The following is a 25,790-nucleotide window of genomic DNA, read 5'->3' on the forward strand; positions in this document are numbered from 1 at the left end:
TGTCTTTACCGATAAATGACCAGTATATAGGCGTGCTCAGTGTGGCACGAAAAGAAGATATATTTGTTTCGCAAAAGGAATCCATGAATATTAGTGGAATGATTACAGTTTATTTGCACAAACTTAATAATCAATTTTTAAGGGATTTTAATAATAAACTTATTGATAAGGTAGGGAATTTAACGCCGCCAGCAATACTGACTGCAAGAGAACGTGAATGTTTGGTCTGGCTTGCGGAAGGGAAAATCAGTTGGGAAATAAGCCGGATTCTGTCAATTTCAGAAAGAACAGCAGTATTTCACATTAACAATTGCATGACCAAACTTGGGGCTAAAAATAGAGTGCAGGTGATAATGAAAGCCATGAGAGCCAATATTATTAAATAAAACGGGCCTGTCACTGGCAGGCCACATTTTGCCTTCGTGTCAGATGACTGGCCCCGTCTTACCTACTTTTTCACAATACCCGCAATATCATTGGTGTTCATCAGGTGATAATCGCCGTTCATGTCGGTATAGCTGGTCATACCGGTATCGCGGTCACGATCCGGTTCACCGTGGGCGAAAAACTGGTCGCCGGATTTCGTATTAATCACATAATCGCTGGCACAGCCGGTTAATGCCAGGGCCAGAACCCCGGCCGTCAGGCAGAATAATTTCTTCATTGTTCAGCAGGTTCCTGTTGCAATCATTTGCCGGCATTACAAAACAAACTGCCGTAAGAAGCAAAGAATAAAAATGTCACTAAGCGTAATAGTGCGTGCAAAACCGCGATTGTGCACCAGCACGGTGCGATGTGATCCCGTCGTTGTTTCTGTGACTTGTTCGTAACGCTCTTGCGCCGCTATCTATACTCACATAACCCGTAACATTCTCAAAGGTTCTGTAACACTGGCAGATATTTTGCTTATGTCTCTTACCTTTGATGTTTTCACCCCTGGTGATAAGCGGGGAATCCTCAGTCTCAAGATTAAGCATTAAATTTCACATTTTCAGATGACGACTTCGTGTTGGTGTTTTTGCTACATGCGTTTTCCTTCACCCGTTTTGCATTAACTCAGTCCTAAGGATCATGATGATGTCGATGAAATTTATTAAAAGTCCTCTTTCTTTGTTGCTGGCAGGCTGTCTGGTCACGGCGTTTTCTGCGCGTGCGGATATCGTGATTGGCGTCGCCGGCCCGTTCACCGGCCCGAATGCCACCTATGGCGATCAGTACTGGCATGGTGCCACACAGGCCGCTGATGACATTAATGCCGCAGGCGGAATTAACGGCGAGAAAATCAAACTGGTGCAGGGTGATGATGCCTGCGAACCGAAACAGGCCGTTGCGGTGGCGAACCGTCTTGTTGATCAGGATAAAGTGCAGGCGGTTGTCGGGCATTTTTGCTCATCTTCTACCATGCCGGCGTCCGAGGTTTATAACGATGCCGGAATTATCGCCATCACACCGGGTTCAACCAACCCGCAAATCACCGAACGTGGCATGAGCGATATGTTCCGCATGTGTGGACGTGACGACCAGCAGGGGCAGGTTGCCAGCGATTACATCATTGACAAGCTGAAAGCCAAAAAAGTGGTCATTATCCATGATAAAGATACCTACGGGCAGGGGCTGGCGGATGCCACCAAAGCGGCGCTCAACAAGCGTGGCGTGAAGGAAGTGATGTACGAAGGGCTGTCGCGAGGTGAAAAAGATTTTAACGCGCTGGTCACCAAAATCAGTGCGCAGAAACCGGATGTGGTGTTCTTCGGCGGTTGCCATCCGGAGGCCGGTCCGCTGGTGCGCCAGATGCGTGAGCAGGGCGTGCAGGCCACCTTCTTCTCCGGTGACTGCATCGTGAACGAAGAAATGGTCACCGCCGCAGGTGGCCCGCAATACACCAACGGCATCCTGATGACCTTTGGTAAAGACCCGCGCCTGATCCCGGAAGGTAAAGCGGTCATCGATAAATTCCGTGCCAGCAAGTTTGAGCCGGAAGGTTATACCCTTTATTCCTATGCCTCCGTTCAGGCCATTGCCGCAGCGTTCAAAGCCACCGGCGGCAGCGATTCCGCCAAAGCCAGCCAATGGCTGAAAGCCAACAGCGTGGATACTGTCATGGGCAAAAAAGCCTGGGACAGCAAAGGCGATCTGAAAGTTTCGGATTACGTGGTTTATAAGTGGGATGACAAAGGCAAATATCAGGAAGTGAAAGAATAAAGCACGCTTATTTGCCATTTTGAACCCGGGCAGTGCTCAGTGACCTTACGTATTCCATGTACGCGACGGTTCTTGTGCGCTGACCGGGTCCGAACGGCTGTAGCGATAATGTTTTATTCGCTTTAATGAATGCGCCTTAGCCGGGCGCGGTCACAAAAAGAGACTGTGTATTTATGGATTCATTCTTTCTGCAACAGTTATTTAATGGCATCACGCTGGGTGCTGTTTACGGGTTGATCGCCATCGGCTACACCATGGTTTACGGTATTATCGGCATGATTAACTTCGCACACGGCGAAGTGTATATGATTTCAGCTTACCTCTGCGCCATTGCGCTGGCACTGCTCTCTTTCTTCGGACTTCACTCTTTTCCGCTACTGATCCTGGGCACTCTGGTGTTCACCATCGTGGTCACCGGCGTTTACGGCTGGGCAATTGAGCGCATTGCCTATAAGCCGTTGCGTAATTCGACCCGCCTTGCACCGCTGATTTCTGCTATCGGCATGTCGCTTATCTTACAAAATTACGCCCAGATCAGTCAGGGGCCGCGGCAGCAAGGTATTCCGACCCTGCTGGATGGCGCGTTCCGTTTTCATATCGGCGAAAGTTTTGTCCAGATGACCTACACCAAAATTTTCATCCTGCTGGCATCACTGGTGGGCATGCTGGTTTTATCGTGGATTATCAGCCACACCAGACTTGGGCGGATGTGTCGCGCCGTGCAGCAGGACAGAAAAATGGCTTCGATACTGGGCATTAATACTGACCGTATCATTTCGCTGGTCTTCATGATGGGTGCCGCGATGGCCGGGCTGGCCGGGGTGCTGGTGACCATGAACTACGGCACGTTCGATTTCTATGCCGGATTCATCATCGGCATCAAAGCCTTCACCGCCGCGGTGCTTGGCGGGATCGGCTCATTACCGGGCGCGATGCTCGGCGGGCTGATCCTGGGGATCGCCGAAGCGCAGTTCTCAGGCATGGTGAATTCCGATTATAAAGACGTATTCTCCTTTGGATTGCTGGTGGTGATCCTCATTTTCCGCCCTCAGGGCCTGCTGGGCCGTCCGGTCGTGACGAAAGTGTGAGGAAAATAAAATGATGTCACAAACCGCTGTAAACAGTGGCTTTTCACTGAAACGCTGTCTGCTGGATGCCATTTTTGCCGGGCTGGTGGCGCTGATTATTTTCGGGCCGGTAGTTGGCGTGGTGCTCGATGGCTACAGTTTTAATTTCCATAGTCAGCGCCTGGTCTGGATGATTGTGGCGGTGATGTCCGGCCGCTTCCTGCTCAGTGTATTTTTAGAAACGAGGTCCGGACAGAAAATGCGGGCGCGTTTCGAATCTGACAGCGCAGGTGTGTATGTCCGCGCGCCGGATGACAAAAGCAATCTGCGCTGGATTATTCCACTGCTCCTCGTGCTGGCGATTTTCTTTCCGTTCGTCGCCACCAAATATATTCTGACGGTTGCCATTCTGGGGCTGATTTATGTCCTGCTCGGCCTGGGACTGAATATCGTGGTCGGTCTGGCTGGTTTGCTCGACTTAGGGTACGTGGCGTTTTACGCCATTGGTGCATACGGACTGGCGCTGGGATACCAGTACCTCGGGCTGGGGTTCTGGTCGATGCTGCCGCTGGCGGCGGTGATGGCCGCACTGGCAGGCGCTTTGCTGGGTTTCCCGGTGCTGCGTATGCACGGGGATTACCTGGCGATCGTGACGTTAGGTTTCGGTGAAATTATCCGGCTGGTGCTGACCAACTGGTTATCTTTCACCGGTGGTCCTAACGGGGTATCTGCCCCTCCACCCACTTTTTTCGGTCTGGAATTTGGCCGGCGGGCGAAGGAAGGCGGCGTGCCGTTCCACGAGTTTTTTCATCTGACTTATAACCCGAACATGAAATTTATCTTCATCTATGCCGTGCTGGTTCTGGTGGTGTTGCTGGTGTTGTTTATCAAACACCGGCTGACCCGCATGCCGATTGGCCGGGCGTGGGAAGCGTTGCGTGAGGATGAAATTGCCTGCCGTGCGATGGGGCTCAATCATGTGCTGGTCAAACTGTCTGCCTTTACGCTCGGCGCGTCCACTGCCGGTATTGCGGGGGTGTTTTTCGCCACGTATCAGGGTTTCGTTAACCCGACGTCTTTCACCTTTTTCGAATCTGCCCTGATCCTCGCGATTGTGGTGCTGGGCGGTATGGGTTCAACCATCGGCGTGGTACTGGCAGCATTTGTGCTGACCGTCGCGCCGGAACTGTTACGCAGCTTTGCTGAATATCGCGTATTGCTGTTTGGCGTATTAATGGTGGTGATGATGATCTGGCGGCCGCGCGGCTTAATCCGCATCAGCCGCAGCGGGTTTGCCGTGCGCAAAGGAGTCGCACCATGAGCGAAGCGTTAGCCGATGACAATATCCTCAGTGTTGAACATTTGCGTATGCATTTCGGCGGTATTAAGGCGCTGAACGATGTGAATCTTGCGGTGAGACGCGGTTCGATTACCGCGCTGATCGGCCCGAACGGGGCAGGGAAAACCACGGTATTTAATTGCGTTACCGGTTTCTATAAAGCGTCCGGCGGCAATATTTTGCTCAATACATGCCGGCGCACCACCAATGTGATCCAGGTGCTCGGACAGAAATTTCAGCCGGATGACTGGATTAAACCGGCGCAGCTGGGCAAACGTATTTTCTACAAAATGTTCGGTGGTACGCACCTGGTCAACCGCGCCGGGCTGGCGCGAACTTTTCAGAACATCCGGCTGTTTCGTGAAATGTCGGTGGTTGAAAACCTGCTGGTGGCGCAGCACATGCAGACTAACCGCAACCTGATTGCGGGCGTGCTCAATACACCCGGTTACCGCCGGGCTGAAAATCAGGCGCTTGACCGCGCATTTTACTGGCTGGAGGTGGTGGAACTGGTCGATTGCGCCAACCGGCTGGCGGGGGAGATGTCTTACGGTCAGCAGCGGCGGCTGGAAATCGCCCGCGCAATGTGTACCGCGCCGGAAATGATTTGCCTGGACGAACCGGCTGCAGGTCTGAATCCGGTGGAAACACGTACGTTGAGTAAAATTATCCGCTTCCTGCGCGATCATCACGACATTACCGTCCTGTTGATAGAACATGATATGGGCATGGTAATGGAAATTTCCGACCACATTATCGTGCTCGACCACGGCGACGTGATTGCCGAAGGCATACCGCAGGTTATTCAGAATGATGAAAAGGTCATCGCCGCGTATCTGGGTGCTGATGAAGATGACGAGGTCAGCTTATGAGCGACACGATGCTGGAATTTCGCGATGTGAATGTGTATTACGGGGCGATTCAGGCATTGCAGCAGGTGTCTCTGAAGGTGAATCAGGGAGAAACCGTGGCGCTGATCGGCGCCAATGGTGCCGGAAAATCAACGCTGCTGATGTCGATATTCGGTCAGCCACGCATACAGAGCGGGCAAATCCTGTTTCGCGGAGAAGATATCAGCCGCAAATCGACACACTTTGTGGCCTCGGCGGGAATTGCACAATCGCCGGAAGGGCGGCGCGTTTTTCCGGATATGACCGTGGAAGAAAATTTACTGATGGGCACCATTCCTGTCGGGAATCAGCATGCGGCAGAAGATCTGCAAACCATGTTTGCGTTATTCCCGCGCCTGAAGGAACGCCGTAAACAGCGGGCGATGACCATGTCCGGTGGCGAACAGCAAATGCTGGCGATTGCCCGTGCGCTGATGAGTCGTCCGAAGCTGTTACTGCTCGATGAACCGAGTCTCGGGCTGGCACCCATTATCGTGAAACAAATTTTCCAGACCCTGCGTGAACTGGCGAAAAGTGGCATGACGATCTTTCTGGTGGAGCAAAATGCGCATCATGCGCTCAGGCTGTCTGACCGGGGTTACGTTATTGTCAACGGGCAAATTCGCCTGAGTGGGACGGGAGAAGAACTTTTGCATAATCAGGAGGTGCGCAAAGCCTACTTAGGCGGGATCTGAGCCCCGTCTCCCTGAAGCTGCAGCTGTATTGGCTGCACTTTCTTATCTGAATCACTCAATTGTGTCTGCGCATTGTGCGTTGCTCGCCGGGCTTAACGTCAGTGATTACGCGTATCTCAGCCAGTCACCTCTAATAAGGTTTATTCCGAATTTGTTAATTTTCAACCGCCCTCCACATTTCACTCACAGTATTCCGCTATCATAAGATTCTTACTGAAAAGTGACCATAAAGTTAAATTTCTGGGTTATCATGCGAAATCAGCCGTCAAAAATTTGTAAAATACCATTTTTTTAGGCGAAATCAGTGACCTGAAGCCGGGTGAAGGCGTTGACCCGTTCAGGCTCAACAGGCTATATAGCGCTATCCGTTTTTGGCATGAATTTTCCTGTCTCAGGGATGAAGTGAATGATCCAGGTCATTCGCTCGATGAGTTGAACCGTCGGCGCTGCTCGCAAAACAGCAGAAATGGGTCGTAGAGTTTATTGTTTTAATCAGACAGGGTGCTGAAATGGCTTCTGAGATAATTTCATTTGTATTATTTCTTTCTTCTATTTTTCTCTACGTCACGCGGGCGTCGTCCAGCCGTGTCTGGTTTTCACTGGTGCTGTTTTTCCTCGGGCTTTACGTCATTCTGAATGTCATCCTGATCGGCAGCAATTATTTCACCGGCGAAGGCATCACGGACGCCGTGTTATATACCGTTACCAGCAGCCTGAAAGGGGCGGGGCTCAATAAATATATCCTGCCGTTTATCGGTTTACTGGCGGGGCTGATTGCCGTATTTGCTTTGCTGGCGTGGGGGCTGAAACAGCGTCGTGCTAAAAACAGCAGTGCCGTCTACAGCGCACTGGCCGTGGTACTGGCGGTCTTTTCCGTGGGTTCCACTCAGGCATTCCAGAACATTTCCCGGCTGGTCAAAACGCAAATTTCCGGCAACGGCGCAGATTTTAATACCTATTACAAAGTGCCCGAAAAAGTCATCAAGGGCGCGAAAAAACCTAACCTGGTTTATATCTATGGCGAGAGTCTGGAACGCACTTATTTTGATGACAAGGTTTTCCCCGGCCTGACGACCGAATTAAATCGCCATAAAGCGCAGAGCACTGATTTCACTAATACCAAACAGTTGCCGGGCACGGGTTATACCATCGCCGGTATGGTGGCTTCCCAGTGCGGGATCCCGCTGTTTGCGCCGTTTGATGGCAATGCCTCCAGTGCACTGGCGACCTTCTACCCGGAAAACGTGTGTCTTGGCGACGTGCTCAAAGGTGCCGGCTATACCAACTATTTCTATCAGGGCGCAGAACTGGCTTTCGCAGGTAAAGGTACTTTCCTGAAATCCCATGGTTTCGACCATCTTTATGGCTACAACGAATTGCGTCCGACCGTGGCGGATCCGTCTTACAAAAACGACTGGGGTTGGTATGACGACACCTTGCTGGATGAAGTGTATAAAAAGTTCATCACGCTGAGTCAGGAAGGTAAGCCATTTTCACTGTTTACGCTGACCGTTGACACGCATCATCCTGATGGCTTTATTTCCCGGGGTTGTACCCGCAAGGAATATAAAGTGAACGGTAAAGCTAACCAGTCACTGAGTGCCGTGTCCTGTAGTCAGGAACTGATTGCCGCCTTTATCGATAAGATTAAAAAGTCCGGTTATTTTGATAACACCGTCATTGTGGTGTCTTCCGACCATCTGGCAATGAACAACACGGCATACAACATTCTGACTAAACAGAACCGTAAAGACCTGTTCTTCGTCCTTGACGGGCGTCATCCGGTGGGTGAGCTCAATGCGGCGAAACGCAGTACGCTGGATAATGGTGCGACCATACTGGATATGATGGGCGGCGATAACTATATCGGTCTCGGTCGCAGTGGTGTTTCTGCGACCTCTATGACCGCGCAGTTCCTGAATATTGATGACAAAGTGAATGCCTGGAAACCGGCGGTCATCAAACAATGGGGCTTCCCGAACAGCATCAAAAATTATGCGGTGAATACCAAAGACAGTACCTTTACTTTCTCCGGCATGACCATCAAAACGCCGTTTATTCTGAAGGTCACGGGAGACAAAATTGAACCGATGTTCGATGTCTATCTGTCAACGCCGTTGAAAAAACAGCTGGCCGGACTGGCGACCAGCGATAACTTTGTCTGGGTCGATAAATGCTACGAAATGGGCCGTGTGTGGGCACCGGAGTTGTCGCTCAATACCGGCCTGTGTGTTGCATCGGGCAACCTCGGGGCGAAGCCGACAATTGTGCAGGCCACCGGCGATACCTTCAAAGGTAAAGTAGACTTCGCGAAAGACACGTCGGGCAGTAACGCCATTTATCAGCAAACCCTGAATGCGTTGAACATTGACGATGCGGCCACTACCTACCAGTCTAAAGCCATTGCCTTTATGGTGCCGGGATTGCCGGAGCAGGTAAAAGCGATTACCGGTGTGTCTGCCGTTGAAAACTGGGGACGTTGGTCAGATGCCAATCTGGCACCGTCGGTGAAAATTGATTATGTCAAACCGCTGCCCGCTACTTTTGATGTGGTGATCCGCGCACGTGCTTACGGTAATAATATTGATAAGCCGGTTTCTGTCCGCGTCGGGGATCAGGAACAGTTTGTGACCTTTGGTGATACTGACGGCATCGTGAAAGTACAGTTCACCAACCCGGGGGCGGAGCAGAGTATCGTGATCACGCCGCCGGAGCCGACTGAGCCCACCGAAGGGACCAGCGGTGGCTTCCAGCCGCGTAAGCTGGGCATCGGTATGGTTTCGCTTGAAGTTCAGCCGGTGGATCCGCAGTCTTAATCTGCAGTTTGCCGCAAACATTAAAACCCGCCCCGGCGGGTTTTTTATTGGCAGCAATGACCCATGTTAAAAAGGCGATGTTGCCAGTCCCATAGCCAAACCTGCCTTTCTTCTCCAATGTGATCGGCCAAAATTAAGAACAGCTGGCTGCCCAACGAAATCCTTTGTGTAGGCAGTTTAGTGCCAGAGGCAAGCGCTACAACTAAACCTGTGTCAGCCCACCGTCCACACAGATTTCTGCTCCCGCGATATAACTGCTTTCATCGCTCGCCAGGCCTGCGTTCTGGCTGACGTCCGCTTCTTGCTGCTCATTGAAATCTCTTGCGGACGGTTTTGTGTCAGAAGCGGACATTGATGACAATCATTGTATGAATCAATTAAAAGCCTGTCAGTTCACTACCGCTGTTTATGCATCACCCTGGTCAGCATCTGGCAGAAGGCCTCGCTTGCGGGATTAAAGCGGTATTCGTTCACGCGCAACAGGCAATCTACCGACGGCAGCGGCATCATCATCTCAAACCCGGACACGTTACAAACCGCTTTATCAATGCTGTATTGATTGATTATGCCCACACCCAGGCCAGTCGTTATCGCTGCAAGCATACCCGCTACCGAGGGGCACTCCAGCATCACAGTAAACGGAATCTTTGACTGACGAAGTTTTTCCTCGGCCAGGCTACGGTAATAGCAATCCGGTCCCCACGTAATAAGCTTCAGGCACTTATCAGATTCATACCGCCACGCAGGCGTTGCGCACCAGTATAACTTTTCACTCCATAATACCTGGTCTTCCGGCGATGCCGTGCCCGTGAAATCCTGATGTAAGATGATTTCCAGACTTCCTTCAGAAAAATGCTGACGAAGGAGATGACTTTGCTCAACAACCAGCTGTATATCCACTTCAGGATGGTGATGCGTGAAGGTTGAGATAACCCCACATATTTCGGTCATTGAGATGTGTTCCGTGACTCCAATTCGCAGCTTTCCACGGAGTGCAGAAGGAGAAAAATAGGCCACGGCATTATCGTGCTCCGTGAGTATATTTTCCGCATGGCGCAATAAAACGCTGCCCTTTTCCGTCGGAACGCTTTTACCGTCGATGCGCATAAACAGCTGACATTGAAGATGATCTTCAAGCCGTCTGAGCTTCCAGCTTACGGCGGACTGGCTCAGATTGAGGAGTAATGCAGCCTTACTCATATTGCCCGTTTGCACCACAGTTCTGAAAACTCTGAGCGAATCAACGGAGAGTCGTTTATTCATTTTTTATGACAAAAGTTGGTTTACATCGGGAAAGAATGTCACTGGTGTCATATTCAGTCAACGGATAGCCTGACTGAAACGAGCACAACGGAGAAAGCTTATGCCCGCTAATAATGCATTACTGAATAGCAACGTTTTGATAAAGGGTTGCCGCATTGCGACCGGGATCCATGGTTCAGGTACACCTCTGGTGCTGGTGCATGGTACTCCCGCACATTCTGTAATCTGGCAGACACTGGTTCCGGTATTTGTCGATGCGGGGTTTCGCGTTCACCTTTATGACCTGCCTGGGTTTGGCGCATCCGAGCGCCCTTTGACGGCTGATACTTCGGTTGCCTCACAGGCGAGTTTTCTGCTGAAGCTGCTTGAACACTGGCAACTCGAAAAAACGCATCTTTTTGGTCACGATATCGGCGGGGCAATTTCGCTCCGGCTGGCGTTCGACAGGCCATCCCTTCTGCAGACACTTACACTTGCAGATATTCCGAGCTACGACTCCTGGCCTTCATCCACATGGAAAGATATGCGGGATAACTATGCGGATTATGCGCGGATACCTGCCACTGAGCATTACCGCGCAATGTCCCGCCAGTTGCAGATGGCCGTTTTTAATAAGCATCTTATGACAGAGGAGCGGCTGGAAAGTTATCTCGCGCCGCTTTGCGGTGTGGTGGGCCAGGCTTCATTCTATCAGCATCAGGTTGCGCACTATAATGCCTGTTACACCGCTGATTTTGCAGAAAAACTTCCGCAACTCCGGTTACCTGTGCAGATTTTATGGGGCGCGGAAGATGAATGGCAACCCGTTGAGTATGGAAAGCGTTTGCAGCGCGATATCGTCTCTTCCACGCTGCATATCTATCAACAGGCCGGACATTTTTTAATGGAAGATGTACCCTTACCTGTCGCCGCACAGTTAATTGATTTTGTTAATCAACATAATATGAGGTAGAGCCATGATCCTGATCGGAATGCTGGATTCACCCTATGTCAGACGGGTGGCTATTTATATGAAAGTAATGGGTATTGAATTTGAACATCGACCGCTTTCGGTATTCAGCGATTTTGATGCCTTCACAAAAATTAACCCGGCAGTCAAAGTTCCAACCCTTATCACAGATGATAATCAGGTACTGATCGACTCAACACTGATCATTCATTACCTCGGAAAATATTCCACTCATTCTGCTGCACCGGCATCATCGTCCGAAGCGGAAGAATTGCGGGATCTGCATCTTACAGGATTCGCCCTGGCAGCCTGCGAGAAAGCGGTACAGCTTGTTTACGAGCAGCGTCTCAGGCCAGAAGAAAAACAGCATCAGCCCTGGGTGACTCGCGTGACTCAACAGCTTCACGGCGCATGGCAGACACTGGAGAACGGCCTGCGGGAAGGTCATCCTGATATGCTGTCCGTGGCCGGTATCAGTATCGCAGTGGCCTGGAGTTTTACAGAATTGATGCTGCCGGATACCGTGAACTGTGCGCGATATCCGGAAGTGGCCAGGTTTAGATTGGTGGCCGAACAGCGACCGGAATTTTTGGCAACGCCGTTGATTTAAAAAGGGGGTTGCGTATTCCGGCGCTTATGATTCAGTACTTTATATAAAAGTAACACTGAGCGCATTAGAATCAGGCGCTTGCAAAAGGTAGCTCCATCAACATTCATTGAATACAGTTCCATCAACCGCAGCGCCTTATTAACCGTATTTTCATTTATTGGTTTAGATGAATTACGGATGCATTCCAGATGCATTGCTGTTTCAGGGAAGCTTAATCCACGTTATACATGGGATAATCTATATAACCTCCATCTTGCCCGGTGTAGAACGTATTCTTGTCAGGAACAGCAATAGGCCAACCGTTCTTCATGCGTTTCACGAGGTCCGGATTGGCGATGAAAGGACGCCCAAATGCGATTAAGTCGGCTAAACCCTCCCTGAGTGCCAGCTCTGCACGCTCCTGTGTATAGCTGCCCGCGATGATGAGGGTTCCCTCGTAGGTTTCGCGAAACTTTGTCAGGAAACCGGCAGGAATGGCCTGCGCTCCCAGAGATTCCTGATCGCTCAAATGCACATAAGCAAGTTGGCGGCGACGCATTTCAATACCCAAAGCTAACCAGGTATCCTCCTCATCATCAAAGCCATGCATATCCTGCAGGCGGCCAAAAGGTGCAATACGGATACCTGTCCGGTGACTCCCGATGGCGGCAGAGACCGCATCCACAGTTTCCAGCGTAAATCGCAGGCGATTGGCAATATTACCGCCATAACGGTCTTTTCTGTCGTTAAGTCCACCGTTGATAAATTGCTCAAAGAGGTAGCCGTTAGCAGCGTGGATCTCTATACCGTCAAATCCCGCCTAAATGGCATTTTTAGCCGCCTTGACAAAATCCTGCGTCACCCGAGGTATTTCATCCGTTGTTAATGCGCGGGGCTGGCTGTGAAATGCGCGCACAGACTGATAGTTATCCCCGGGAATGTGAGTTGTACAGCCTTCTGCAATACGCGAGACAGAACTGACCGGTGCCTGTCCATCAGGCTGGTGAGCAATGTGTGAGGAACGTCCTACGTGCCAAAGCTGAATGAATATTTTCCCGCCTTGCCGATGTACCGCCTCAGTAACCTTCTTCCACCCCTCTATCTGTTCGTCAGTATAAATTCCCGGTGTGTAAGCTTGTCCACGACCTTCCATTGAAACTGGTGAACCTTCGGAAACAATTAAACCTGCTGTGGCGCGCTGTCGATAGTAAGTGACCATACTGTCAGTGGGAACAAGGTTGTAAGCTCGCGATCGGGTCATTGGTGCCATAACGACACGATTATTAAGACTTATTTCATTCATTGTGTAGACATTCAATAATTCGCTCATTCTGTCTCCTGAAGACATTTCATGGTAAAAATGTATTGTCAGGGATCTTATCTTTATTTTAAGGCCGTGATTAGCCGGTCAAAAAGCCCCTCAGTGTTGATATAAAGGAACCAATATTTGTGACGGCACAACTCAATGGTGTACAAGAATTCACTGAAGTCGTCAGAAAAGGCAGTTTCGTCGCTGCAGCTGACGGTTTAGGCGTGACGCGTTCGGCACTCAGCAAAAGCATCAAACGTCTGGAAACACGTCTGGGGGTTCGCTTACTCAACCGCAGTACGCGCAGCCTGTCACTGACACCGGAGGGTGAGATCTATTTCAATAGCTGCAATGATGCGCTGGATATGATTTCAGATGCCGAAAGCAGAATAGAGGCGGGGATAGTGGAACCTTCCGGACTGATGCGCCTGACGGTACCCGTGGCCTTTGGGCACCTTTTCATTATGCCCTTACTCAATATCATGGCCTTAAAATACCGGGCTTTGAATATCGAAGTGGATTTCAGCGATCGGGTTCGTGACCCGGCAACAGACGGCTTTGACCTGGCCCTGAGACTTGGCCCCCTGCCTGACTCAGGTGATTTGGTAGCCACACGATTGGGCGAGCAAAGGTTTATTATTTGCGCCTCTCCGGGCTATCTGAAGCGGGCAGGCACCCCCGTTGACCTTCGTGGGCTTTCATCGCACAGCTGCATTTCAGGGTTGCCCTCAGAAGGGCAAACTTACTGGTTAATCCGGGGTAAAGAAGAGCTCGTTGTAAGGCATGTCGTTTCCTCAGCTTACCGTTTCAATAATGGCCAAGCCATGCTGGAGGCTGCTATTGCCGGATGTGGGGTGACGCAACTTCCTGACTGGTTGTGCGGTGATGCAATTAATAAGGGGCAGCTTCTTACAATTTTACCTTCATTTCAGGCACCGCCTACCCCCATTTCAGCAATATGGCCAAGGACTCATGTGGTGCTTCCTAAAGTGAGAGCCTTGATTGAAGAACTGAAAAAAGAGTTGCCGGCACTGCTAACGAGCGCGCAGCGTTCATCAACGGAGTGAATCAAAAGCAGGCAATATGCTAAAAACAAAAAGCCCGCTTAAGTTTCCTTAAGCGGGCTTCTCTAAATTTGGCTCCTCTGACTGGGATCGCCTTTGCCAGTAACTGGCTAATAAGTAAGCTAAACCTGAATCTGCTGCCTGTCAAGACCACCAGAATGACCACCAATTTTAGTTAATCGCTCGGTGGTAAATGCCTGCTATCACACCTGCGGTGATATCGGATATTTATGTTCGATGTAACAATACTGTTGAGTTCTTTTATAGTGTATTACTTAAAACACCCTCAAGAAATTCAAAGTAGGGGCTATGTTACTAATTCTAATGTTTACTCTGTCGTGAAACATCTAAAACAAAAACATCGATTAAACCACGGAGATCAACCGGTAACACTGCTTCAATACTGATTTTAAGTTCCTGAGCGGTTTTGATGCCGTGGAGCTTGCGGCCTGCAACGGTCTCACTCTCTCCAAACCATATAACAAGAAAAATACCCTGCTGCTCGGCATCTGGGTGGATAGAATAACGATCATAGAGTTGGGCTGACGCGGCCGAATATAACTCTCTGTGCCACTGGCCTTTGACTTCCGTAACCAGCAGCCGTCTTTTTCCACCAATCAACTTAGATGCCGTGAAGTCACTCCTGTTTTGACCTTTTAACTGATGCTCAGGTGTTATCGATATGCTCTGAGGTTCGAGTCTTAAATTGAGACGTTCAGCAATGATCTCCGTAGACTTTACCTCATCAAGGCGTTTATTTTTTTCATAGAAGCGATCTGCCGAGTTAAACTCCCCGCCATCAATCGCTTTCTGGAAATCATGAAGCTCCTGAAGAACTAACCGACGCAGGCTTTCAACAGTAACCACTGAATCACAATCCAGATGTTGGACTATTTCATCTGGCGTAGGTGGTTCAAAATCCCTGAGTGCTTTTTTCCTGAGCTGGCCAGCATATACACTTTGCAGCCCTTTGTGCTGGCTTGTGAAACGTGGATCGGTAAGAAGGCGACCCAGTACAGGTATTGCATTGTCAGGAATATCTGATTCAAGTGACCAAATTAAATCAGTTAAAAAGCGGTAGGCTTTTTCCTCTTCAGGGCTATCGCTGCCCCAATGACTTGGCAGTTCAACACGCGGCCATTGTTCAAAGAAAGCGTCTAAAATAGCTTCAACCTTAATTGATGTAAGTTCCGGCCAGGCACTGTGCTCACTTCGGTTCATGCGCCCAGAACGTTCATAAAAATGCAGTAAATTATCTTTGTTAGATTTTAGCCATGCCCAATAAGTAGCTGTAATGCTCTCGAGAAAGTAGAACTCCCGTACCAGCCAGAATATTCGCTTGCGTTCAAAATCCTCATCTTCTGTCGGATTGGGCCAGCCTGATATAATCTCTGAGCAACGCTCTGCAATAATCTCTTTTAAATCACCACGATCGCCATATTGAGCAGCAATTTCAAAAAGTGTATCTACTGAGTTAAAAGATAAATCAGTAAAACGACGAAGCCATTCAATGGAAAGTTTAGCGCGTGAATGACGAAAGACCTCTTCTCCACTCAACATCCAGATTTCAGGATGAGGACATGGCTGAGCGAGTTGGGGTTCTACGTACTGTCGGAGATATTTTTCAGCATTTTCACTATCAGGAAAAATGAGGCGGTCGATTTCAGTCTGTAGCGCGTCACGTTCTTCCGCCGAAACTGAGTTGTATCCCATGTGAATGTTAGTTCTTAAGGCTGTAAGTAACTCAATATTGACACATTCAAGATTGCCTTCTGCACGTAGAATCTCCAGACAAGCTGCATATAAAATCATCACAGAATGTCTGCATTTTGATTTGCATTGCAGGGCCGCTAGTTCGTGAAGTGTGGGAACCTCGGAGGTAATAAAATCCAGACAATTTCGCAACGCAGTCCGAACCAGTTTCTCGTCACCAAATTCAGATTCAATTTTTTCCGGATTCATGAGCACGAGTTCTGCAAAACGCACCAGACAACCCCAGTGACGACCACACTCTATAATATCTCTGTTTTCATTAACAAATTTTATGTTTTTGGCATGGATCTCTTGCTGCTTTCTGTCATGACGTTTCCTGCTTCGGCTATGTCTAAATCTCCAGACCTGATGATCCTGCGCGGATAATTGCATCGCATTGTTGTATCTGGCCCATTCGCGCATAAATGCGGGTTTGGAAAGGGCGTGCTGACGCATTTGCGTGCGTAAATCATCGGGACCTTGCTCTTCCTTGTTTCTGTAGCGTTGGTGGCTGGTAAGAAAACTCGCCCACAGGTCTACATTATCTATTTTAAACGCCAGATTTAGGATAAATTTATAGTCATTCCTCCATAAATGGAGGCCTGAGTGTGAGTGCAGATGTCCGTCGAACTTTTCTACTCTTGTGTTGAATATTTCATTACGATCCGTTAGTGGCCCGAACACATGGGCAATGATCTCCTGACGAAGTGTGTCATTTTCCCGAAGCACCTGTACCGACCTACTTTGATCGGCTTGGCATTGGCGATGAAAATTGAGATTACCTATCCATTGCCAGATCCTCACAGGGTCAAACGGCGCTTGAGCTAATTCAAAATAGCGATCAGCCATTGAACCGACGATCTTGCTTATTCCATTGCGACAGTCACACTCATAGGATCTTTTCCCACAATGGCAATGAAGATTATTGGTTAATTCGTCTAGAAGAAGTTCAAGAGTATGCTGTGAAAAACAGGAAATAAGCTTTTTAATAAAATAACGAGAGCCAATGACCCTTTCAAATTGTTCTTTGTGATCGGGATAGAGGTTCGCACAGACGCGTAAGAATCCAGAGAGATATTTGTGATCAAATTTATCTGGTCCTGTAACTTCGATGATGTTAGCTGCAATATTGAGTGAAATATTACTGGCTTCAAAAATTAAAACGGCTAAAGCGCCAATAAAATCGTACTCTTTGACATTTAGTAAGCATTTGCTTGCTAAGGTACGAATGTGTTTAGACTCGTTGGGATTTAAGGTAAGCAGACTTAATTCAGGCGTCAACTGACTGTTTACTGGTGAGTCTGTCAGAAGTTCTAAAATTAAATCACGTAAATGACCATCATTACCAATCGTTAAAAGAGGCTTTATTTCTTCAATAACATCTTGCGTGAAAAAATCAGCCGCGCTGAACCGACGCCAGAAATCGCTCCGACGAAAGTAAGGGTCTGCGGCTTCAATCTCTTTGAGTCGATGAAGAAGTTTTCGTTTCGATGAGCGTTCAAGCTGTGATGGATCGCCGTTTGCGAGAACTGCATAGGCGTCAAGCTCAATAATGGATTCCTGTACTGACTTGTTGCCTAATGCCGCCATCCATCCGAGCAGACCTCTCAACTCATCCCTGGCAGTACCATTCGGTGCAATGACAGGTAAGCACTTTGTTAAACTGAGAGTATCCCCTGGGTCGGCTATTCGTTTAATAAGATAATCTGCTGCGCAGTATTCAGCGACGATCTTATGAACCGGGCGGTGCTGGTCTTCCTTATCGCCGGGTTTGAAAAGCTGAGTTGACAATATGTCGTAACAGGCAGTACTGCCGCTAAATAACTCTGTCAGCATTGGATACATCCGGCTTGTAGTCACGTCGATGGTGCTGACTCCCTCTGCGCTCGACAACAGAAGTTTGGCATAAACCTCGGCAGAAAATGCGATCTTCTGTGCAACTGAAAGAGATATAAAGGCTTTCGTAATATCTGGATTGATTTCCTTAGCCAGTCGTTCGACCGCTAAAGCAAAGATTGAACGCTTGTCAGCAAATTGCCTGCCACTTTCTAAGTAGGCATCGGTGAACATTTTCAGAAACTGAGGGTTTGGTAACAACATTTCTAAACTAAACCGTGTTATTTCGGTCTGGAATGCAAAGAAGTCTTCTTCTGGTGCATGGTGCTTAAAGATGGCGTGTTGTTCGCTTTGATCGAATTCTCTCAGCCTCACAATCATAGGAGAGAAACCAAGAAATTTCTCAAAAATACTGGTAGAAGCCAGCCCCCATTCGCTTGACCTGCTTGACATGATTACGCGAGTCGGCTTTGATGTTCTGGCGAGTGCAAGGAGTTTATGAATACCTGATTGATCGATCCTAGCGACTTCATCAACGGCATCAATTACCAGTGGGCTATTTTCTTTATCTGCTCCCACGTAAGCAAATACGCTGGCATTTAAGACAGAAGTGTTCAACTTCTGAGCGATATTTTTCATCAGCTCTGTTTTCCCGCCACCGGGTTCTGCTAACACAACAATATGCGTTGATGCAGCCAGCAACTCTGTCTCTGTGTACGTCCTGTCACTGTGCGTAAAATTACGTTCAAGATAGAAGATTGAATTCATAGTTACAAAATGCTTCGCTTTGAATAGCCCAAATATTCCTGCAGAAAGGAACGCCGCGCCTGATTTTTCTTGCTTCTACCAGAGATAGTAAGGCATTTTTTCTTTATTGGGGGACTGTTTTATCAACTTCTGACCGCGTTATACAACTTATCGACATTCATCACATTTAGTAATCGTGATATGCAAGTGATCTTACCCATCAATAGTGGATTCGTGACTAATTGAGTGCATTTTAGGTGAGAAGGTCATACTGCCAAAGAAGGTCTGAGTTAATACCGCTATTTAAACCCCAAACCCATTTCGCCTTTGCTGCATAAGGGGCGCTACGCCCGACTATGCAGGGGCAGTTTTTTCTCCCCAGTGATTTCCGTTCCCGTATCAGCTTCCGGCTAATCGTTTCCCAACACAACCCGTCCCGCAAGGGTAAATGGCACGCATTCTGCGCCCTTGCGTGCCGGAACGATGTCGGGAAAGCGAACCGTCAGGCGATACGAAGACGAAAATCACACCACTGACGGAGAAAAAACCATGACGATTTCCCAGCATACCCAGACTAGCTCACCTAACGCCGCAACGGCGACCAGCGTATCCCCGCTGGAGCAGTCAGGCTCCTCAAAAACGAAATTTTCCAAAAATAGAACCGATATTTATCAGGCAGTTACTGACAGTATCATTGCGGCACTGGAAGCCGGAGTTAAGCCGTGGTCTTGCCCGTGGCAGCGCGTACCGGGCATGTCAGGACTACCTTCAAATTATGCGACTGGCGCTGCATACAGCGGGATGAATATCATGTTGTTGTGGAGCTGTGCGTCAGAACAGGGATTCAATGATTCACGCTGGATGACTTACAAACAGGCGCAAGCGGAAGGCGGGCAGGTGCGTAAAGGGGAACATGGCACTACCGCCATTTTCTATACCACACTGGAAAAGGAAAATGACGACGGAGAAACTGACTTTATCCCGATGCTGAAGACGTTCACCGTGTTTAATGTTGAGCAAATTGATGGTTTGCATCTGAGTGACGAAGTAGTTTGCCCGGCAGAGACCTTTGAGCCCTTACCGCGTGCGGAAGCGCTTTTCCGTAACAGTGGGGCAACCATCATCGAGAAGGGACAGAATGCCTTTTTTGCACCATCAACTGACGAAATCCGCTTACCGGAACGGTATCTTTTTGCCGACGCGGCCAATTTCTACGCTACGGGCCTGCATGAGCTGGTTCACTGGAGCGGGGCAAAAAGTCGGCTGAACCGAGAAATGAAAGGGAAGTTTGGCAGTGAGGATTATGCTTTTGAGGAGTTGATCGCCGAACTGGGAAGCGCTTTCTTGGTGGCGGATCTGGGGATTGTCGGGGAGGTCCAGCATGAAAGCTATATCGCTTCCTGGCTGAAAGCATTGAAGAACGACAAGCGCTATATTTTCAAGGCCGCCAGCGCGGCATCCAAAGCGCATCGTTATTTGATGGATAAGCTTTGAGTGGGAATGCACTGCAAAGGAATGGGGCTCTGCGTGAAGGGGGCTTTTAAAACAGTAACGCTGTAGGGACATGAGTGAGGCGGAGCCCAGACAGGGCGAGCAACGAACAGTCATGTTCCTGCAGTGGAATTAAAACAACCCCAAGAAGGGATTGATGTGTAGTTACTCCATGTGATTAATTGCATTAGCTCATATCGCTATACAGCTTTCTCGTACAGTACACAACCCAATATGACAGTCAGTTAAGAGCGCAGGCTGTGTGAAAACTTTTTTGGCCGCTGAAACTGCCAAAAACAGAGCTGAAAACCGCGCTCATACGTAAAATTCGGCTCTACTAACCGGTCGATTAATTTCAGATTTTGCGTAGACACGCTCACATGAGTTTTGGACTAGGGTTTTCACACAGCCTGAGCGAAAAGCGGATAGTGATGACAGCATTCTTTTTGAATCAACGGCGGGGCAGATGGTAATGACACAGGCTTTATGGACTGGTAATGGTCGCTCTGAAAGCGATCATTTCTGCAATCCCGCGTTTTCTTGTTTCGGAAAGCGGTTTTGTAAGCGTGTGTGGTTTGTATTAAGCACCTCAACCGAAATCGTTCATGGAACCGATGATTAAGTGACGCCGCACACAATGAACACCTCGGCTCGCTGGCCAGCCTGAGTATCTGTCGACTGAGCGAACCGGCAGAGCGCGAAGCTCTGCCGGGCCGCAAAAAGTGGCGCTTCGGGCCTGAAGACCATGGTCTGATGGAAAACAAAGGGGACGGATATTAAATCAGTACCTATCGCAGTCTGATGGGGGTGTCTCCCCTTGGGAATACACTGGCACTCAGACTGTAAGAGCCTGCCGGATCCCCTCCAAGTATAATCATTACAGGCTCCAAGCACTGGTAGTCAGGGTTCGCTGCAATGCTTGTCATGGACCTGAAGTCATCACCACTGGGCTCGGGTGAGCCTCCTGGGTGAAAATGCCACTCACCAACGTAATACAATCCTTTTTTCCAGCGGGTATGAAGTAATGACCTCAGCCCTCTGACGCCCCGCTGAAATGTAGTCCGGCCAGCGAGTGAATCCGGAGGTCGGGTCGTGGCTTCCACGATCATTGCCGTAGAATTGTCTTCGCTGTATGAGCCAATCAGAATGCCACCTGTTTCATTTACGCCAGCTTTAAGACATTCGGAAACCATCTGCTCAATGGTTGAGGAGCTAATGACGACCGTATAAAGTGCGCTCTCACTCGAAAAAGTCACATCTTTAATACTCATGCGGCTCTCTCTCGACAGTGCCATCAGGCATCTGCTTAAAATATTCATAGATTCTCCCTGGCGCACTGACCACCCGGCAAATGAATTTTGTTCCGACGGCCGCCCATAACTGTACGTCATCGGCACGGGCCGGAAATACAGGATGCCAGCACCCGATGCCTTCTATTCTCGCCTCATCCATCTCGATATCAGGTGACGCCGAGGCGTCGAAGCGGCTGGAAGCATCCTTAACCGGAAACGTTGTTTCACTGGCAGCAAAGGCAAATAAACCCTCAGCTCGCCATGTCATCGCCAGGCTGATAAATATTTTTTCACTTTGCCAGTCAAATGCCGCCAATGACTTAAGAACACCATCATCACCGGTACAATCAATGATCACGTCGTACTGACGCAGTGAGTTTTTTGCGACCTCACTCTCAGGGGGAAACGCGCAGCTGAATGAACGTGCACTTGCGTCAGGCAGAATACGATTCAGATGTTCAACCAGCGCGGCCGCTTTGTTATGGCCAACTGACGTCATTGTCAGGGTGTGACGGCTCAGATTTCCGGTCTGTAGGAGGTCTGCGTCCAGAATGCCCTGGCTGACAACACCCATGCGCATCAGGTTTTCTGCAATCATGCTGCCCAGTGAGCCTGCACCGATTATCAGCACCTTTTTGCTGCGAATGTCGTTGGCTGCTTCGCCACGTGTTCTGAGCTGGTCGGCAGCCCAGTTCTGCGTCCTCACCCACCTGATGGGCTCCTGTGAAAATGGCTGTTCGCGATCCCAGGCTCTGCGATTCCGTTCCGTTGGGCGGAATCCGGGGCGTTTTGTCATTGTATTACTGAGACCGGCCAGATGCAGCGCCAGCCAGTGAATGCGCGTTGGCTCATCTCCAATTTTGTTTTCCAGCGGAAAGCCCAGCAAGAGTAATCCGGGCGAGTGTTGCTTGCGCAGAGCTCTGACAGAACGCCCAATATCTGAAAAGAGATCCGGCAGTGATAACCCGCATTGTGCGAAGCAACGGCTAAGCTCCTGCCAGGTCCTGGGTGCCTGCCATGGGTACAGAACGGGGAGGGTAGGCAAAACAGTCCACACTGCGTTCGTTGTTCTCGCGCCTTTGCGCATGAACGGGGACCATTTGGTTGTCCGGATAAGCTTTCCTTTGTTATCAAAAAACTCACGCAAAAAGCGGGTACCGCGCGCACCGGGCAATCCAGTGCTGCTTGCAAACCCCCATTCTCCTGTTTTCGATGCCCAGAAAGGGAGATCATCAGTCTGTTCGCTAAAACCGATTACGGTAAAGGGTGACTGATCGGGGAAGGCGGGGAGTTCAACAGCATCCCCGGTTGTGGCAAGTTTTTCCTGCGCAGCGGCGTCAATCCAGAGCAGCAGCCTGCTGAGTCGCCAGCTGATTCGGTCGAGTAATGCTTCGGGTTCCTGTCCCCATAAGTTACGACCAAATGCGGCGGGCGTATTCTCAAGGCACGGATTTCCTGATGTCCATCCGCGGGTAGACGCATCCGAAAAGTTGTAGTTTTGGTGCTGAAACGTTGCTGATATACCTTCCGATTTATCGGGATAAACCTCTATGCGTATCTGAGCCTCTTCCTGCCAGAGGACCAGATGCCAGACGCTGTTGTCTGGCATAAACCTGGAGCAGGATACGGAAAGCCCGGCGGTGAATTTAAGCGACCATCTCTTGTCAGCAGAGAGCGCCCAGGCATTGTTCGTCCGCATCCTTGGATCATTATTGATAAGGGTGAACGCTGCCTGCAGCTCTACTGGCACCTGCTGAACGACTGTACTCAAGCGAAGCGTCCGGTTTTCTGTGGTTCTGCTGGTTTACTTGGCACTGTAAATCCACCATTGCGATCGCCGCCCTGAGGACCGGGTAAAGGATACTTGGATCCGAACAGTTGGCGCCAGAGTTCTGCACTTTCCTGAGGTTCCTGAGACGCCAGCGCGTTACGGGCAATTTCCGCCGCACCCGCAATGCCCTCATAAAATGAACAGAAATCTTCGGCTGCTAAGCGCGCCATCACGTCATGCTCTGCAACCCCGTGATCTGACAACCACGGCTTACTTTTCTGATTGTAAATGGCTGCCCAGCGCGATAAAAAAGTGTCCATCAGTTGAACAAGCCCTTGGGCCATTGATGTGGTGCCATTATCCAGCGCGTTTCCAATCAGATGCTCCAGCGGATAGCCTTTAGGATATTTTGGCAGGTCTTCGCTGTTCTGCTGTCGCCACCATTTCACCGCCCTGACAAGGTTGATGTAGTGACCGTTGCAAAGACGGTTTTTCTCGGCGGTCCATCTGATCTGCGCGAGTGGATGCGTCCGGCCCCATTCATTCTTTTCTCTGTCAGGAAGCACTAACGGGTGCGCTTTCCATTCTGAAGCGGGGGCATCTTCTACCTGGGCTCTGTTGCTCTCAAACAACCCACCCACAATGGGGGCCCAGCTTCTGTTCAGGCGCCAGTCAGATTGCTCTTCCAGAGAGTTAACCGTCAGAACTGACTCTGACTTATAGAGCTGCTCAAGATGGCTTTTTTCAGCGCCTGATTCTGGGATGGCGGTAATCACCAGGTCCAGTTCGACATACGAGAGGGTGATACCAAAAGAGCGTCCCTGAGGCTCCCATTTTCCCGGGTAATACTCGTCGAGGAATGGGATGAACAGGTCCATTGCATCGGTGGGAGATATCCGTGTAGGGTCTAGATTGGTCACCACGACAATATCAACATCAGGGCGCTTATCGCCCAGCGGACGGATTGCCGTTGAACGACGAATGCTGCCCTGCAGGAACGTCGATACGACGATATCCTGAAGTGGTTCGAAATTCTTCAGGCGATCGCGCAGGGTCTTTGCGCCGCTTTTCCAGTCAGCCTTCTGATTATCAGTCGGCCTGATGTTTCCTAAAAATTCGTTGAACTGTGGTTGAAGTTCCATGGTGATTAAACCTTAAATGAAGGAAGGTAAGAGGCATCTCGCTGACGTTCAAAGTCATACTCGTAAAAGACGCATGTCCCCAGAAAATCGGTGTGCTGACCAAGATAAAAATTAACGGCATTCGGCGCAGCGCTGAAAATATGCAGGCTTCCCTCAACCGGTAAATCTGCATCCGTGACGGCATCGGATATCTGTTCGGCAAGCGCTACGGCATGCGAACCGTTTTTCACCGACCGTTGTCCGTACCCGTTTGCGGGGGTGACATGAATGATCCGTCCAATGTCAGGCTGATTTGCGAGTATGTAAGCGCGCGCTTTTGTCAGCGCATTTCTCGTGATGCTGAGCACTACAGCAACATCGCTTCCGGTTCCAACAGCCTCAATGTCGATAACCGCAGCAGTTTCGTTGTGGGGTTCGTACTCAGACCAGATGGAGTCGCCCATTCTCCCTTTCTGGACCAGTTCGATTTCCATGCCTGACTTATGACCAAGACATTTACCGGCAAGCAATGCAATAGAGCTGTGAGTATTCAGAAACAGCCGAACTTTACGCTCCGTCTGCCTGATACCTGTCAGGAAGGTTTCTACCTGGGGCTTAATAACATCATTCCACTCAATGCCTGGGGAGGGAAAGCGACCTTCGAAGAGAGAAAGCAGGGAGAGTGTGTGTTCCGGAAGTGCATCCATGATGTCCAGTGGCCCATCACTGAAAGAGCGTAGCGCAACATTTCTGAAGCTTTCAGGTGCTTCCGATCTGATCCATTTCTCTTCCACGCAAAGGGCTGTGAATTGCTCTCGGGTAAACCGATAACGTTTCTGACTGCGTAAGGCGCGCGCAGCGCCATCGAAACGGAATTCCGAACTGGTTTCGCAGGTGATCAGGCCAATGATCTGAAAGCTGGTATTAACTTTTTCACGCATCGCTTCAAGCGTGGGCTGTGACTGTTGAATGTGAAAGCCAGTAAGTACCTGCTCCAGCTCCTGATCAGTGGAAAGCTTGAGATGTTCACGCCAGAGCTTGCGAACCTCGCCCTTACGGCTCCTGTCGGTCGTTCCATCAAACAACTTATCGAGTCGTAATGAGCCATCCACATTACTGATTATCTCACCAAGCGGGTCTGCATCGATAATTCGATCTGTCGTTACAAGGTGAAAAGCAGAATTGGCAGGCTCAGTGCTCTTTGCCTGTTTGAGCCTTTCAAGGATTGAGAAGGACTTAGCGCTTATGAAGGCGGGATCAGTCAGGTCCTTGAATCCAAAGCTAACAGCCTGCGTAACGTGAAATTTGATTTGATAGTAGTCGGCCTGAATCCGTTCGGGTCCGGAGCTGCGACGGGGGGGGTTATAACGGGTAATGACGTCATCAAAAGCCTTAGGGCCGTCGGCCTCATAGGAAACTTCTGCGACGAAATCTTGTTGAGGATTTTTAAGCCGGGATGCCTCAATCCAGAAATACCGAGCCTGATAATCATGACCGTGCCAGTTAGCCAATACGGAAGTCGCCATAAGATTTCTCCTAAATAACCGTAACATTTTGAAACTATCACGTCAGAGGATACTGTTCAAGAAGACAGTGT

19 protein-coding genes and 1 pseudogene are annotated in these 25,790 nt (G+C 49.6%); 11 read left to right on the top strand and 9 right to left on the bottom strand.

Annotation, left to right across the window (positions count from 1 at the left end):
- A partial coding sequence (locus J1785_RS18260; RefSeq protein ID WP_217220119.1) for a helix-turn-helix domain-containing protein occupies positions 1 to 386 on the top strand: 386 nt, incomplete at its 5' end.
- A gap of 62 nt (positions 387 to 448) precedes the next feature.
- Here the strand turns inward: J1785_RS18260 and J1785_RS18265 are convergent.
- Positions 449 to 664: a YgdI/YgdR family lipoprotein gene (locus J1785_RS18265; RefSeq protein WP_129951654.1), complete on the bottom strand. Its 216-nt coding sequence runs from the start codon at positions 662 to 664 to the stop codon at positions 449 to 451.
- Between the two features lie 413 nt (positions 665 to 1,077).
- Between J1785_RS18265 and J1785_RS18270 the strand changes: the two genes are divergently transcribed.
- The 6 genes from J1785_RS18270 to opgB all read left to right on the top strand — a co-directional run bounded on the left by J1785_RS18270 (position 1,078) and on the right by opgB (position 9,009).
- Positions 1,078 to 2,202 (top strand): branched-chain amino acid ABC transporter substrate-binding protein, encoded by a 1,125-nt coding sequence (locus J1785_RS18270; RefSeq protein ID WP_129951653.1) that lies wholly within the window; start codon positions 1,078 to 1,080, stop codon positions 2,200 to 2,202.
- A gap of 173 nt (positions 2,203 to 2,375) precedes the next feature.
- The gene (locus tag J1785_RS18275) at positions 2,376 to 3,290 is read left to right on the top strand and encodes an ABC transporter permease subunit (protein ID WP_129951652.1); all 915 of its coding nucleotides are present in this window, start codon (positions 2,376 to 2,378) and stop codon (positions 3,288 to 3,290) included.
- 13 nt (positions 3,291 to 3,303) lie between these two features.
- The gene (livM, locus tag J1785_RS18280; protein ID WP_217220141.1) at positions 3,304 to 4,590 is read left to right on the top strand and encodes a high-affinity branched-chain amino acid ABC transporter permease LivM; all 1,287 of its coding nucleotides are present in this window, start codon (positions 3,304 to 3,306) and stop codon (positions 4,588 to 4,590) included.
- Positions 4,587 to 5,480 (top strand): ABC transporter ATP-binding protein, encoded by an 894-nt coding sequence (locus tag J1785_RS18285; RefSeq protein WP_129951650.1) that lies wholly within the window; start codon positions 4,587 to 4,589, stop codon positions 5,478 to 5,480. Before livM ends, J1785_RS18285 begins: the two co-directional genes overlap by 4 nt.
- Positions 5,477 to 6,193, top strand: coding sequence for an ABC transporter ATP-binding protein (locus J1785_RS18290; RefSeq protein ID WP_217137648.1), 717 nt, complete (start codon positions 5,477 to 5,479; stop codon positions 6,191 to 6,193). The genes J1785_RS18285 and J1785_RS18290 overlap by 4 nt, the downstream gene beginning before the upstream one ends.
- A gap of 509 nt (positions 6,194 to 6,702) precedes the next feature.
- The gene (opgB, locus tag J1785_RS18295; protein ID WP_129951648.1) at positions 6,703 to 9,009 is read left to right on the top strand and encodes a phosphatidylglycerol--membrane-oligosaccharide glycerophosphotransferase; all 2,307 of its coding nucleotides are present in this window, start codon (positions 6,703 to 6,705) and stop codon (positions 9,007 to 9,009) included.
- 202 nt (positions 9,010 to 9,211) lie between these two features.
- Here the strand turns inward: opgB and J1785_RS18300 are convergent, their stop codons facing one another.
- Both J1785_RS18300 and J1785_RS18305 read right to left on the bottom strand, forming a co-directional pair.
- Positions 9,212 to 9,361, bottom strand: a complete 150-nt coding sequence (locus J1785_RS18300; RefSeq protein WP_217220143.1) for an SDR family oxidoreductase — start codon at positions 9,359 to 9,361, stop codon at positions 9,212 to 9,214.
- Between the two features lie 44 nt (positions 9,362 to 9,405).
- Positions 9,406 to 10,272 carry a LysR family transcriptional regulator gene (locus tag J1785_RS18305; RefSeq protein WP_217220121.1) on the bottom strand — a complete coding sequence of 289 codons (867 nt, stop codon included), beginning with the start codon at positions 10,270 to 10,272 and terminating at the stop codon, positions 9,406 to 9,408.
- 100 nt (positions 10,273 to 10,372) lie between these two features.
- Between J1785_RS18305 and J1785_RS18310 the strand changes: the two genes are divergently transcribed.
- Both J1785_RS18310 and J1785_RS18315 read left to right on the top strand, forming a co-directional pair.
- On the top strand, positions 10,373 to 11,224 hold the full coding sequence (locus J1785_RS18310; RefSeq protein ID WP_217220123.1) for an alpha/beta fold hydrolase: 852 nt from the start codon (positions 10,373 to 10,375) through the stop codon (positions 11,222 to 11,224).
- Between the two features lie 4 nt (positions 11,225 to 11,228).
- Positions 11,229 to 11,831 carry a glutathione S-transferase gene (locus J1785_RS18315; protein WP_217220125.1) on the top strand — a complete coding sequence of 201 codons (603 nt, stop codon included), beginning with the start codon at positions 11,229 to 11,231 and terminating at the stop codon, positions 11,829 to 11,831.
- 211 nt (positions 11,832 to 12,042) lie between these two features.
- Here the strand turns inward: J1785_RS18315 and J1785_RS18320 are convergent.
- Positions 12,043 to 13,140, bottom strand: a pseudogene (locus J1785_RS18320) (alkene reductase).
- A gap of 119 nt (positions 13,141 to 13,259) precedes the next feature.
- Here J1785_RS18320 and J1785_RS18325 point away from each other — a divergent pair.
- Complete coding sequence (locus tag J1785_RS18325; protein WP_217220127.1) at positions 13,260 to 14,186, top strand: LysR family transcriptional regulator; 927 nt, start codon at positions 13,260 to 13,262, stop codon at positions 14,184 to 14,186.
- Between the two features lie 318 nt (positions 14,187 to 14,504).
- On the opposite strand, the gene J1785_RS18330 is transcribed toward J1785_RS18325, so the two are convergent.
- Positions 14,505 to 18,539 (bottom strand): NACHT domain-containing protein, encoded by a 4,035-nt coding sequence (locus tag J1785_RS18330; protein ID WP_217220128.1) that lies wholly within the window; start codon positions 18,537 to 18,539, stop codon positions 14,505 to 14,507.
- 528 nt (positions 18,540 to 19,067) lie between these two features.
- On the opposite strand from J1785_RS18330, the gene J1785_RS18335 reads away from it, so the two are divergent.
- Complete coding sequence (locus J1785_RS18335; RefSeq protein ID WP_217220130.1) at positions 19,068 to 20,012, top strand: ArdC family protein; 945 nt, start codon at positions 19,068 to 19,070, stop codon at positions 20,010 to 20,012.
- Between the two features lie 785 nt (positions 20,013 to 20,797).
- On the opposite strand, the gene J1785_RS27090 is transcribed toward J1785_RS18335, so the two are convergent.
- Genes J1785_RS27090 through cap4 form a run of 4 tightly spaced genes read right to left on the bottom strand, consistent with a single transcriptional unit; the run spans position 20,798 to position 25,719 of the window.
- Positions 20,798 to 21,328 carry a Mov34/MPN/PAD-1 family protein gene (locus J1785_RS27090; RefSeq protein ID WP_217220132.1) on the bottom strand — a complete coding sequence of 177 codons (531 nt, stop codon included), beginning with the start codon at positions 21,326 to 21,328 and terminating at the stop codon, positions 20,798 to 20,800.
- Positions 21,270 to 23,072, bottom strand: coding sequence for a ThiF family adenylyltransferase (locus tag J1785_RS18345; RefSeq protein ID WP_217220134.1), 1,803 nt, complete (start codon positions 23,070 to 23,072; stop codon positions 21,270 to 21,272). Before J1785_RS18345 ends, J1785_RS27090 begins: the two co-directional genes overlap by 59 nt.
- Positions 23,069 to 24,214 (bottom strand): SMODS domain-containing nucleotidyltransferase, encoded by a 1,146-nt coding sequence (locus J1785_RS18350; protein WP_217220136.1) that lies wholly within the window; start codon positions 24,212 to 24,214, stop codon positions 23,069 to 23,071. Before J1785_RS18350 ends, J1785_RS18345 begins: the two co-directional genes overlap by 4 nt.
- A 5-nt stretch (positions 24,215 to 24,219) precedes the next feature.
- Positions 24,220 to 25,719 carry a CBASS system CD-NTase-associated protein Cap4 gene (cap4, locus tag J1785_RS18355; protein WP_217220138.1) on the bottom strand — a complete coding sequence of 500 codons (1,500 nt, stop codon included), beginning with the start codon at positions 25,717 to 25,719 and terminating at the stop codon, positions 24,220 to 24,222.
- Positions 25,720 to 25,790 lie beyond the last annotated feature (71 nt).

It is taken from the genome of Rahnella perminowiae, from assembly GCF_019049755.1.
Classification (GTDB): Bacteria; Pseudomonadota; Gammaproteobacteria; order Enterobacterales; family Enterobacteriaceae; genus Rahnella; species Rahnella perminowiae.

Bases quoted from the DNA above. Each gene is read 5' to 3' on its own strand.
- J1785_RS18265 (WP_129951654.1), bottom strand. From the start codon at position 664: ATGAAGAAATTATTCTGCCTGACGGCCGGGGTTCTGGCCCTGGCATTA.
- J1785_RS18270 (WP_129951653.1), top strand. From the start codon at position 1,078: ATGTCGATGAAATTTATTAAAAGTCCTCTTTCTTTGTTGCTGGCAGGC.
- J1785_RS18275 (WP_129951652.1), top strand. From the start codon at position 2,376: ATGGATTCATTCTTTCTGCAACAGTTATTTAATGGCATCACGCTGGGT.
- livM (WP_217220141.1), top strand. From the start codon at position 3,304: ATGTCACAAACCGCTGTAAACAGTGGCTTTTCACTGAAACGCTGTCTG.
- J1785_RS18285 (WP_129951650.1), top strand. From the start codon at position 4,587: ATGAGCGAAGCGTTAGCCGATGACAATATCCTCAGTGTTGAACATTTG.
- J1785_RS18290 (WP_217137648.1), top strand. From the start codon at position 5,477: ATGAGCGACACGATGCTGGAATTTCGCGATGTGAATGTGTATTACGGG.
- opgB (WP_129951648.1), top strand. From the start codon at position 6,703: ATGGCTTCTGAGATAATTTCATTTGTATTATTTCTTTCTTCTATTTTT.
- J1785_RS18300 (WP_217220143.1), bottom strand. From the start codon at position 9,361: ATGTCCGCTTCTGACACAAAACCGTCCGCAAGAGATTTCAATGAGCAG.
- J1785_RS18305 (WP_217220121.1), bottom strand. From the start codon at position 10,272: ATGAATAAACGACTCTCCGTTGATTCGCTCAGAGTTTTCAGAACTGTG.
- J1785_RS18310 (WP_217220123.1), top strand. From the start codon at position 10,373: ATGCCCGCTAATAATGCATTACTGAATAGCAACGTTTTGATAAAGGGT.
- J1785_RS18315 (WP_217220125.1), top strand. From the start codon at position 11,229: ATGATCCTGATCGGAATGCTGGATTCACCCTATGTCAGACGGGTGGCT.
- J1785_RS18330 (WP_217220128.1), bottom strand. From the start codon at position 18,539: ATGAATTCAATCTTCTATCTTGAACGTAATTTTACGCACAGTGACAGG.
- J1785_RS18335 (WP_217220130.1), top strand. From the start codon at position 19,068: ATGACGATTTCCCAGCATACCCAGACTAGCTCACCTAACGCCGCAACG.
- J1785_RS27090 (WP_217220132.1), bottom strand. From the start codon at position 21,328: ATGAATATTTTAAGCAGATGCCTGATGGCACTGTCGAGAGAGAGCCGC.
- J1785_RS18350 (WP_217220136.1), bottom strand. From the start codon at position 24,214: ATGGAACTTCAACCACAGTTCAACGAATTTTTAGGAAACATCAGGCCG.
- cap4 (WP_217220138.1), bottom strand. From the start codon at position 25,719: ATGGCGACTTCCGTATTGGCTAACTGGCACGGTCATGATTATCAGGCT.